The 11,707-nt window shown below is 41.7% G+C and carries 9 protein-coding genes and 2 pseudogenes; 2 read left to right on the top strand and 9 right to left on the bottom strand.

The window, feature by feature from the left end:
* From SSCH_RS18315 to SSCH_RS09220, 8 genes and pseudogenes are all read right to left on the bottom strand, one after another.
* A pseudogene (locus tag SSCH_RS18315) lies at nucleotides 1-193 on the bottom strand (hypothetical protein); the annotation flags it as partial.
* Between the two features lie 216 nt (nucleotides 194-409).
* Nucleotides 410-544 (bottom strand): hypothetical protein, encoded by a 135-nt coding sequence (locus SSCH_RS21010; RefSeq protein WP_269746166.1) that lies wholly within the window; start codon nucleotides 542-544, stop codon nucleotides 410-412.
* A 499-nt stretch (nucleotides 545-1,043) separates the two neighbouring features.
* Nucleotides 1,044-2,084 (bottom strand): zinc-dependent alcohol dehydrogenase, encoded by a 1,041-nt coding sequence (locus SSCH_RS09195; protein ID WP_044665204.1) that lies wholly within the window; start codon nucleotides 2,082-2,084, stop codon nucleotides 1,044-1,046.
* 134 nt (nucleotides 2,085-2,218) lie between these two features.
* A complete protein-coding gene (locus SSCH_RS09200; RefSeq protein WP_084711062.1) occupies nucleotides 2,219-3,025 on the bottom strand; it encodes an MBL fold metallo-hydrolase in 807 nt (268 codons plus the stop codon).
* Between the two features lie 233 nt (nucleotides 3,026-3,258).
* A pseudogene (locus SSCH_RS20235) lies at nucleotides 3,259-4,235 on the bottom strand (hydroxyacid dehydrogenase).
* Between the two features lie 131 nt (nucleotides 4,236-4,366).
* Nucleotides 4,367-5,179, bottom strand: a complete 813-nt coding sequence (locus SSCH_RS09210; RefSeq protein ID WP_044665206.1) for a creatininase family protein — start codon at nucleotides 5,177-5,179, stop codon at nucleotides 4,367-4,369.
* Between the two features lie 122 nt (nucleotides 5,180-5,301).
* Nucleotides 5,302-6,084 (bottom strand): 5-deoxy-glucuronate isomerase, encoded by a 783-nt coding sequence (locus tag SSCH_RS09215; RefSeq protein ID WP_044665207.1) that lies wholly within the window; start codon nucleotides 6,082-6,084, stop codon nucleotides 5,302-5,304.
* 210 nt (nucleotides 6,085-6,294) lie between these two features.
* Nucleotides 6,295-7,725, bottom strand: coding sequence for an aldehyde dehydrogenase family protein (locus SSCH_RS09220; RefSeq protein ID WP_044665208.1), 1,431 nt, complete (start codon nucleotides 7,723-7,725; stop codon nucleotides 6,295-6,297).
* A 427-nt stretch (nucleotides 7,726-8,152) separates the two neighbouring features.
* Between SSCH_RS09220 and SSCH_RS16705 the strand changes: the two genes are divergently transcribed.
* Both SSCH_RS16705 and SSCH_RS09225 read left to right on the top strand, forming a co-directional pair.
* Nucleotides 8,153-8,530, top strand: a complete 378-nt coding sequence (locus SSCH_RS16705; protein ID WP_052835511.1) for a PAS domain S-box protein — start codon at nucleotides 8,153-8,155, stop codon at nucleotides 8,528-8,530.
* Nucleotides 8,520-9,557, top strand: coding sequence for a sigma-54 interaction domain-containing protein (locus SSCH_RS09225; protein WP_052835512.1), 1,038 nt, complete (start codon nucleotides 8,520-8,522; stop codon nucleotides 9,555-9,557). Before SSCH_RS16705 ends, SSCH_RS09225 begins: the two co-directional genes overlap by 11 nt.
* Before the next feature lie 148 nt (nucleotides 9,558-9,705).
* On the opposite strand, the gene SSCH_RS09230 is transcribed toward SSCH_RS09225, so the two are convergent.
* Entirely contained in the window at nucleotides 9,706-10,890 is a 1,185-nt protein-coding gene (locus SSCH_RS09230) for an NAD(P)-dependent malic enzyme (protein ID WP_198142343.1), read from the bottom strand.
* Nucleotides 10,891-11,707 lie beyond the last annotated feature (817 nt).

Here is an 11,707-nt window from a genome sequence, read left to right on the forward strand (position 1 = left end):
CTTTTGTCTGCTTGCGCATCACCTCTTCTTGCACTTCCCAGGCAGTTTGCTCTTTTTCCCCGATGAAGGGAGGGAGCAGACCTGTTGTTTTACCACATATGGGACACTTGAAACGAAATATCGGTATGGAATATGCTTCTTCGAGGGTGAATACCATGCGTTTGTAATGCCCGTGCCGGTGTAGCTTCCGCATAGCTTTACAGGATGGGCATTCCACTGGTCGTAGGTTTTCCGGACAACCGTCTGCAAATAATTCAAGATAAGACTGGACAGTTAAAGGAGTTTCGAGTAAGATCATTTCAGTGTTTTTTAGGGAAGGGGGACTTGGCGGGCGTGCCATAGGGGTTCCCCTTCTCGCTATTTATCCTTCCGTGATGATTGTCATGTCAATAAATAATCCATATGTCAATCAGTATGCATCATTTACGTCAATAAAAAAGCAAGAAAAAAACTCCTCTCCCCCCGTCATTGGGAGTGAGAGGCGACATAATATTGAGTTATCTTTATTTGCTTTTGTGTCGATGCGTTCTTCCTGATCACTCAACCAACTACTCCTCCTTCAATTAAGTATCCGATTATTTTAATATCTTCATTAATTTATTGATGCAAATATCATGCCAAGCAATTCTAATCACCATCGTCGTTGAAATACTTGACTACAGACTTCATTTGACTTTTCCTCTTCCTCTTACATCATTAATAAAATGTGATTTTTCATCGTTATATGTAATAATGCATCAATAAAACACAAAAACAAATGAACTCCCATAAGTTAAATAGGTAAAGGTAAATGCGGGAACTGTTACCAGGTTACATATACAAACACTATTGATGAAGCAGTAAAGTAGCTACATGTCATAGAACAGTCAACTTCTTATAGGTCAAATCTCTAGCATCAACTAGCTCTGTAAACCCTAGAGGATTGAAGTGATATAATTGGTAAATTCCCGTCATGAAGCATTTTTAAGTGATCACGGTTGGTGAAAGAGCGAAATCCATAACACCCATCTTGCCCCGGGAGGATCACCAACCGCTGTATATGCTTACGGAATCAACATAACCTTAATCCGGCACTCTTTCTTTCCTTTTATCATTGCAATGGCTATGCTGATTTGTTCCATCGGGTAGCGGTGCGTAATTAAAGGCTTAACACTAATCCTGTTGCTTTCCATCAAGGAAAGCACAGGTTGAGTAGCATTCGGACTTGCAAGAATTCCGATTAGATCGGCATCTTTAACGATAAAATTATTTATGGTAGCGGGAAACTCCACACCGCCGTAAAAACTGTACAGAACAATCTTTCCTCCCGGCACAACAGCCTTGATCGACTGGTTAAAAGCTACCATGTTTCCAGATGTCTCAAGTACTACATCAGCACCTTCCCCATTCGTATACTCAAGAACCTTTTCCACAACATCATCTTTTTTGTAGTTTATAATAACATCTGCCGCTAACTGCCGGGCAATTTTCAGCTTTTCATCCCAACTACCCACAGCAATTACTTTACTGGCACCGGCAATTTTTGCACACTGCATTGCGAGCTGCCCGATAGGTCCGTCGCCGATGACCAACACGATAGAACCAAAGCCAATTTTTGCCCTCATGATGCCATATGCAGCTGTCGCTGCGGGTTCGGCTAGCGCTGCCTCCTCATAGCTGACACTTTCCGGTAGTTTATAAAGATTGCCATAAGGCATTTTAATATATTCCGCGAAAGCTCCGTTTTTATTTCGGTAAGAACCAACTACAACACGGTTGGGACACAAGTTATACCGTCCGGTTTTACACATATGACAATTTCCGCAGCCAATGCTGACATCACCGGTAACCCTGTCCCCAACACAAAAACCTTCGACACTGCTGCCTACCTCTTCAATCTGTCCCGCCCATTCATGACCAGGAATCAGTGGGTACTTTGTAAAACCGTTTTTAATATGGGGCATATCGCCACTCAATAACTCCAAATCGGTTCCGCATATACCAACTGCTTTCACCCGTACCAACACTTCATTGTCATTTATTTGAGGTTTGGGCACATCTGAATACTCTATTTTTTCCGGTCCGGTAAATCTTACTGCCTTCATCTTATTCCCTCCTTAAATTATTCTTACCGCAAGCGTATAAGGAAGCAAAATCTGTGCCAAAAAAACACCCCGCACTCACCATTGAATCTTATTACCTATTCAGAGTCATTGATACAGGTGGGGTGACTTTTATATCATAATGAGTACCGAAACATCTCTCCCTGACACATAAATTTAGTTAAACACTGAGGGGAATGTTTTTTCATCTCTTCCTCAAATAATTGAGGATCCCCTCCGTGCTCCTTGAACATCCAATAATGACACGGGATAGCGATTTTTGCCCCAATATCAGAGGCAAGTTTAGCTCCTTCTTCGGAATTTAAATTGCCGAATTTTCCGTTAACAGATAAAATTGCGATATCCGGCGCAAAATCGATGACATCTTTTATCATCTCCGGACGGTAAGCCGTGTCCCCTGAAAAATAAAGCTTGATTCCATTAATATTTAACAAAATACCTATAGCTTCAGGCGCCAGTCTACCGTGGTCTGCAAACACCGCTTTGATCATAATATTTTTTTCAGTGATCTCGGTACCGCATCCAAGCAAACTTACTCTCTCTTTTTTAATCCCTAATTCCAAATATTTGTCCACGCAAGTCTGCGGCCCAAAAAATTTCGTCCAAGGGCAGGAAGAAACAATAGGGACGGCATCAAAATCGAAATGATCAAAATGGATATGGGTGGTGATATAAATATCCGGCTCTAATTCTCCCGGAGAAAGAAGTTTGGGTGTCAGGCGTTTAAACCCCCGGATTCTTTCCCCGCAGTCGGTTAGATACGGGTCTATCACTACAATATTTTCATCGTAGTCTTTGATAATGAAACCTGCCTGTCCCAACCAAAATATGGCTATTTCATTTTTTCTTAATCTTGTTACGTCCAACTGATGCCGTAATTTCATGCTTATGATCTCCTTCAAACCGCATGATTTATCAAACATTATGTAAAGTGCACCTAAAAAACTATAGTTATTAGGAAAAACCCATTTGCTCTTACCTCGAGAAATAGCTTCCGCCAGCTCATTTAGGTAGGTTGTAAGTTTATAATAAACCCTCCCAGGGTGGGTTTATTTTGTTATAAGTCTGATTATTGGACTTGGCAGTCTGAGGTGTTTCAATTCTCAAACTTACATAAAACAAAGCGTTTCTGCATCTAAAATGCATATCTACATCATTACGTACTTTTAGTCCTATAGAGGCCAAACACCTCTGGATTAACCACATACTTCGGCTTTATCCCATTCAGGCAGTCCACAATACCCTGTGCAGAATGGGTCGCCATGGCAATTAGCGCTTCGTCAGTTAAAGCCGCGTTATGAGGGGAAAAAATAATGTTATCCAAATCGAAGAGAGGGTTTTCTGTAGCAGGGGGTTCCTGCTCAAAAACATCAAGGGCAGCTCCAGCAATTTCTCCATTTTTCAATGCTTGACATAAAGCTTGTTCATCGATGATAGTTCCCCGTGAAACATTGATTAATAGGGCTGCTTTCTTCATTTTTTTAAGTTCCTGCTCCCCAATCATCCTTTAGTGCTCTCGTTAAGCGGTACATGGATACTGACAATATCGCTGGACATGAAAATTTTATCTAAATCATCCACAAGGTCAACACCAATCTTTTCCATTGCTGAAGTTTGAACATAAGGGTCATAGCCAATTATCTTCATGCCAAGGGACTGTAGTTGTTTAACTAAAATTAGCCCTATTTTGCCGAGTCCAATAATCCCTGCAATCTTACCTTTCAATTCCATATTGGTGAACTTTGTGCGCAGGTCAAAGTCGCCTAGGCGTACTTTATGGTCCAATAAAACAATATTTTTAGCAAGGGTCATGATTAAAGTAAGGGCATGTTCTGCAACAGCATTAATATTCGATTCCGGGGCATTGACCACCACTATACCTCGCTCTGTTGCCGCCTTCACATCGATGTTATCGACACCTATCCCGTGTTTTCCAACAACCTTTAAATTAGGAGCATTCTTAATTAATTCCCCACTTATTTTGGCAGAGCGAATTAATATTGCATCACACCTGGCAGCTTCTTTCCAAAAGATCTCTTCTCCTAACTCCCATCCCTTTACTACTTTGGCTGTGCTTTCTAAAATCTTGATCCCTTCATCATGAATGCGTTCCGTCAGAAATACCTTGCTCATCTTAATCTCCTTTTCATATCGTCTATGTTAAAATTAATTATGAAAAATTACCCCTTATGATGCAATCTCGCAACAGAATAATTCCAGGGGGATGAGGAGCTTGCTGAATCATAAGGGGTTTTGTTTTCTTATTAGTTGGTTTCTATCTTGGTACCCGCGGGATATTTAGTGTTGATATGATTGACCAGTTTGACCAATCCATCAACGATAACCTTGAAATACTTATCGCCTTTTTCTTTGGTAGCCTTTGTGGGATCACCCACTACCCCATACTTTAGATCCTTATACTCAGGAGCACTGACAGTGCCCTCATCAAAACGCAGTGGCTTGGATGAACCAACCTCTGTGCATCCTGTAACAAATTCACGGTCAAGCAGAGGTGTAGCTGACTCCACAACAGCCTTGCTCATATCAACATACTCGGGAAAAAGAGATAGAGCCAGCGAAGTCTCTGCCTCATCAGCATGCCAGAAAGGAGTCTCGAAGATCTTCCAATGCTCTTCCCGCACCATGTTCTGGAACATTACTGACAGAACATAGTAGCCCTCGATACCAAGATCCTGAACAGCATAGTTGGTCACAAATGCCTGGCCGTGTCCAAAGAAAAGAATGAACTTGTTGAAACCAGCCTTCGATGCACCGCGGACTATGTCTTTAATCAAAGCTTTCATTGTATCATTGGAAAGGGGGATTGTTCCCGGGAATCCCCAGTGATGATGCGGATGAGCACCATACCAGGGACAAGGAAGCAGCATTGCACCTGTTTGACGTGCAACTTCCTCCATCATGGGGAAAAGCTGCATCGTATCATGTCCGGTTGGCAGGTGATGCCCATGCTGCTCAATAGAACCGAGCGGCAAAATAGCAATATCGCATTTCTTGGCGTGTTCCACTATTTCATCCCAACTCTTGTGCTGCCACCAATAAGATTCTTTTCTGCTCATTGAAAAGCCTCCCAAATAATGTAGTTTAACTTGCTATCAAAACTGTTAATATGAACAGCTAAAATGTGAAAAGAGATTCCGCTTCGCCCAACCATGCAAACCGCTCATCATACTGTATCTTGTTAGTTTTTTGCATCTCCTGCTAATCCCCAGAGCAGATACTCGGTACAACCAGGAACCGCCATTGATGTATGGTAGCCGTCGATTAATGCTATTGCAAAATCATCACCATCAATAACGTTGATCTCATCCCATCTCTCATCCAGACCGTAAGACTGCTGAATGATATAAGCTCCCTGGGGTCCCCTTACTTTAAATGAGAATATCTCATCAAGCGGGTATTCATGTTCATTATTCAAATCGTGTTTATGTGCCGGGAAGCCTATCCAACCCCCTGGTACGGAAACAGATTCCCCAACGATCAGTTTTTTGGTAACATGATCATTTTTCTTTCCTGGAGGTCCAAAGACATAGCGGTATTTACGGCGCCAGTTAAGAGCCCCGGGTATCCCTTCCTCTACATCATCAGGACGGCAGAAAAATGGGGGATTCCCTTCATCGCAAGGGGCAGAAAATACCCGCGCCTCCATTCCCCTGTTACTTTCCAAAACAATCCTGCTGCCAGGAGGGAGGTAAATGGTATAAGGTTTTTCATCGAAAACGCTCTTGCGTTCACCGCAAATATCGACAAATACCGACTCGTTTTTCCATTCAACAGATGCCCTAAAATCACCTTCCTGCAGAACAATAGCAATTTCTTCACAGTCAACCACATAATCCAGCTTCTCCCCGGCATCTAAAAGAATGCGGCTAAAACCCAAATGCTTAAGTGCTGAATTTTCTGCTGTTATAACTTTATCAAAGCCTTTTTGCCCGCTAAAGCGATAAACCTGTGTGTGCTTCATTGCTCCTACCCCTTTTCACATTTATCCAATCAAGCTCTAGTTATCCTAATATAGCTATAGTTAGAACTCCCCTCTGATCCTAGGAGGATATCATCCCTATATGCACCAACACATCAGGATACACATTTCCCAATCTTTCTTAAAAATAATATGGTCCCCCAGAAACGCAAACATCCCGGGGGCCATCTAAAAATATAGGGAGAATACTCGTTATTGATTCTTTAGATTAAAAATAACAATTTTTTCTTCTGTGAGTTCTTTTATCGCATACTTTGCCCCCTCTTTGCCGATACCACTTCTTTTGACACCTCCATAGGGCATTGAATCGGTGCGATAAGAACTGGTGTCTCCGATGACAACCCCACCAGTATGTATTTCCTTTGCTGCCTTCATTGCAAGATTGATATTACTGGTGAACACGCCCGCCTGGAGTCCATACTGCGATGCATTTATTTCGCTGATCGCCCAATCTATATTTTCATAGGGTATAACTACTACCACTGGTGCAAAAACCTCATTACTGACCACTTTCATCTCTCTGGTCACATTGGTCAAAATAGTAGGAAGATAGGTGCGTTCATTCATTTTCCGTCCACCAGTAACAACTTCTGCTCCCTGCCTGACAGCTTCCTTTACCCATTGGTCAATACGCTCTACCTCTTTTTCACTGATCATGGGTCCCATATCGGTTTTATCATCTAGAGGATTGCCTACAACCAATTTTTCTACCTGTTTTTTCATCTCAGATAAAAACTCGTTGTAAATATCTTGATGTACATATACCCTCTGTACAGATATGCACACCTGACCAGCATTGGCAAGACTCCCGGCCACACAAAGCCGAGATGTATCCATAATATCTGCATCATGATGCACAATCACCGCAGAATTGCTTCCTAACTCAAGGGTGCAATTACGCAACCCGATTACATCTCGTATTCTTTCACCAACTTGCGCACTGCCGGTAAAACTATAAAAATTAATATCTTTGCTATGCAGTAATTGTTCTCCTACCTTTGCTCCACTGCCAAAAACCAAATTGATATATCCTGGGGGAAGTCCAGCATCCAGGAGCAACTGAACCAGCAGCGCAGAATTTACCGGACACTGCTGAGTGGGCTTCAAAACAACTGCATTTCCAGCCGCTAGAGCAGGGGCTATTTTATGAGCCGCCAAATTGAGAGGGAAATTAAAAGGAGTAATAGCGCATACAACACCGAGAGGAGACCTGAGAGTGAAAGCAAGGCGGTTTTCCGAACCTGGGGTAGCCTCAACGGGGACCATTTCGCCGGTAATTCTTTTGGCTTCCTCAGCTGCAATCTCAAAAGTAAATGCAGCTCTTTGAACTTCACCTCTGCTCTCCTTTAGAGGTTTACCTACTTCCCTAGATAAGATCTCGGCAATATGTTCTTTATTCTCCAGCAGTAGTTTGCTAACCTTAAAAAGAATCTCATAACGGTGGTATGGTGACAGCTTTATCTTTTGAAAAGCATTTTTAGCAGACTGTACAGCCCGCTCAACATCTGCATCTTCCGCCTGAGCAATACTTGCAAAGGGTTCCCCTGTGTATTTATCCTGAACAAATGCTTTATTGGGGGTATCTATCCAATTTCCGTCAATAAATAACTTATAATGTTTCATTTATTCATATTCACTCCTGGTCAATTATTTTTTTGATAATACAATAACAACATAGTAAGAGCCGCGCTACATCCTGCGGAAAACGGTCATCCATTACACTATTGTTTGATACACCTTTCTAACCTCCTTTCCGTAATGGTAGGAATTTTTATTTTACGGCTATACTTTACAGCCCATGGATCATAGCATTACGCCGTAGATACCATAGATCGGAGAAAATATTGATTGTCAATATAAATAATATGCAAAAGTCATACCAGGTTTTACGACACGGAATTCTGACAAAATGTTGACATGTGCTAATTTAAGATATCTCTACTACAGAATTGCAGGGTTAAGTAACAGCGAAAATCAACTAATACTACTTGCCATGATGTAAATTGTCATCTATACTATGCATAGAGACATCAGTAGGGGGAATGAAGACATGTCAACCTTTAATGAAAAGAATATAGAAAATATTTTAGAATCTTTTTATGACGGTATATGGATAACCAACGGAGCAGGAGTTGTCCTCTATACAAATAAAGCATGGGAAAGAATATCCGGTGTTACCCGAGAAGAGGTTATCGGAAAAACCACTCAAGAACTCCTTGATAAAAAGCTGTTTTCCCATTCAGTTACTTTTTCTGTCCTAGAAAAGAGGCAACGGGTAACCATGATGGGCTTTACCTACCGGACAGGTAAACACACCCTTACTACAGGCACACCTATATTTGATGATCAGGGAAATATTGCATATGTAGTTAATAATGTGCGAGATATTACAGACCTGACCAATATGAAGAAGGAAATTGGAAAATAAAGAAGAAGTTAAAGAAGAGTTAATAGCCCAGCAGCAAAACGAACTTGCCCTACTGCGTTCGCTGCAATTAAATAGCCCTTTTGGAGTTGTCATTTCCAGCCGGCAAATGAAAAAGGTCATGGAGATGTCCGTGCATGTTGGAAAATTTGATTGTACCGTCCTGATCCAGGGAGAATCAGGTGTAGGTAAAGAGATTATTGCCCAGACGATCGTACAGTCAAGTGAACGCAAAGAAGGGCCTTTTATAAAAATAAATTGTGGTGCCATACCCGAAACCTTATTGGAGTCTGAACTTTTTGGGTATGAAAAGGGTGCCTTTACTGGAGCAGACCCCAAAGGAAAGACAGGCATGTTTGAAATGGCCAACAAAGGTACCATTCTACTGGATGAAGTAGGGGAAATACCCATAAGCCTTCAGGTCAAATTACTAAGGGTGCTTCAAGAAAAAGAGATAATACGTGTAGGGGGAACAAAACCCATTAAACTAAACATTCGCATCATTGCCGCTACCAACCAAAATCTTGAGGAAATGGTGCGCGAGGGAACTTTCCGTGAGGACCTTTACTATCGTATTAATGTAGTTTCAATTATAATACCCCCTCTCCGCAAACGACCAGACGATATACCTGCCCTGACAAAACACTTTTTGCATAAATTCAATAAAAAATATAACCTCAATAAAAGCATATCACCTCAGTTACAAGACTTACTGTTAACATATCCCTGGCCAGGCAATGTCCGTGAACTGCAAAACTTAATAGAAAATTTAGTGATCTTAACCCAGGACGATGTGATAACCCCAGAACATCTTCCTGCTAAGTTTCTCGAACACAGAAATAATGTTACACCTAATTTGGTAGAAATAAATAAGATCCTTCCGTTAAAAGAAGCAGTAAATATACTTGAAACAAACCTCATCAAAGAAGCGATGCAAAGGTTTGGCACTACACGCAGGGCTGCATCAATTTTAAAAGTTGATCAATCAACTCTAGTTAGGAAAATGCAAAAACATAAAATAAAGGTTTAAGAGCTTCCCAGGTAATTGGGAAGCTCTCTTTTCTAACCACCCTCACAAATGGGGTGCAGTTAGTTTTGTTAAACATGTTTTGAAAAGTAGGAGTTATTTATATTATGAAAGAGCGAAGCTGAACGAAGATCAGAACTTATCTCCCCACTCAGTTGCCGTATTTAACAACAATTCCACCACACCGCTGTGCTGCAATATTTTTAACAACCCCTGTACTTTTTGCTTCCCCTATTATCGCTTTAGCCATAACCGAAACAACATCTTGATTAAATAAAGAAGGAATTATATTTTCTTTATTCAGCTGATCGACAGGAATTAAATTGGCCAAAGTATTGGCCGCGGCCAAATACATCTGTTCATTTATCTCTTTGGCATGGCAGTCCAATGCGCCCCTGAAAATACCTGGAAAGACCAGAGCGTTATTGATCTGATTAGGGTAATCAGACCTTCCTGTGGCTATCACCGCTGCAATATCATAGATTTCTTCAGGTACGATTTCGGGATCGGGATTAGCAAGGGCAAAAACCACAGGATGCTCAGCCATTTTTGTGACATCATCCCTGTTTAATACACCAGGCCCTGATACACCAATAAAAACATCAGCACCTTCAATAACATCTTTGACACTGCCGTGAACACACTGTTCATTTGTGTGCTCAGCAACCCAACGCATTGATGAAGCTTGTTGTAAGTTATCCCTGGCCAGAGCACCATCCCTATCACAAACAACAATATGGCGCGCTCCAGCATCAAGCAATATCTTGGTAATAGCGACACCTGCCGCACCTGCTCCACAGATCACTAATTTGACATCAGTGATCCTTTTATTTACCACCTTGAGGGCATTAATCAATCCTGCCAGGACAACTATTGCTGTACCGTGCTGGTCATCATGAAAAACAGGTATATCCAAGATTTCTGATAGTTTCGCTTCGATCTCAAAGCACCTGGGCGCACTAATATCCTCAAGATTAATACCCCCGAAGGCAGGTGCAATCGCCGCTACTACATCAATTATCTGTTGGGGTTCATGGACATTAAGACAAACGGGAATAGCATCAATGCCAGCAAATTTTTTAAATAAAACAGATTTTCCCTCCATAACCGGTAATGCAGCCTCAGGGCCTATATTGCCTAATCCCAATACAGCAGTACCATCGGTAACAATCGCTACTGTATTATTCTTCATGGTGAAACTGTAAGCCAGATCGGGATCCCCGGCTATGACTTTCGACACACCGGCAACACCAGGAGTATAAATGACAGACAAATCATCCTGTCGCTGCACTGGATACTTGGGGCTAACCTCAATCTTACCCCCAACATGTTTCATCAAAACTCGATCAACAACACTATTTACTTGAACTCCGGGGATTTCTGTTAAGGCATTGACCAATTCTTCCACAAGTTTATCATTACGTAAAGTGACAACTAGCTCTCTTATTGAATATGATGCCGAACTCGAAATTAAATCTATACTCCCCAATAATACACCCGGTACTTTCAACAGTGTTTACCACTTGGGACAATGTAACTGAATTATTCGACATCGTCAGTTTGATTGCTAAATTTAACGACATAATGATCAGACCCTTCTAACAATCTCTTATTAGTTAAAAATTTAACCCTGTATTTTCCTTGCCAAATCTAGTAGAGTAGGCGGGGTCTCATGCCGCCTGGTAGCGTTTAGGTCAGGACAGTCCGTTATACTGCCCCTTTCGTCTGGCAGTGCCTTAGTATCCCGGCCGTGCGCTACTGGCCTAGCAGTTGTATCCCCTACCCCTCATCGAACCGTACGTGCGCTATTAACGCATACGGCTCTCCGTAGTCATTATTCACGGAGCTCACGCAAAGATTCTTACCCTGACATCGTAAATATTCACAAATATACGGGGTGTAGGCAGTGGAAATTTCTTGAGAAATAGCCTGAATTTTTCCCAATCAAAGCTTTTCCTCTGGCTGCGACGGTTTAGCCATTTGAAGAGTAGCTTTTTCTACCTCATAGAGGAATTTTATACAGCATCGGAGCATTGTCGGTTATACCATAGTAGCGGTAGTTTCCCCATAGCTTGGGTCTGATTAGCCACCAAATATACGGGGCAGGCATGTTCCTGTGCTTTTTAAGCCACTCTTTGCATCTCAGAATTACT

The organism is Syntrophaceticus schinkii (assembly GCF_000946815.1).
In the GTDB taxonomy this organism is placed as follows: domain Bacteria; phylum Bacillota; class DSM-12270; order Thermacetogeniales; family Thermacetogeniaceae; genus Syntrophaceticus; species Syntrophaceticus schinkii.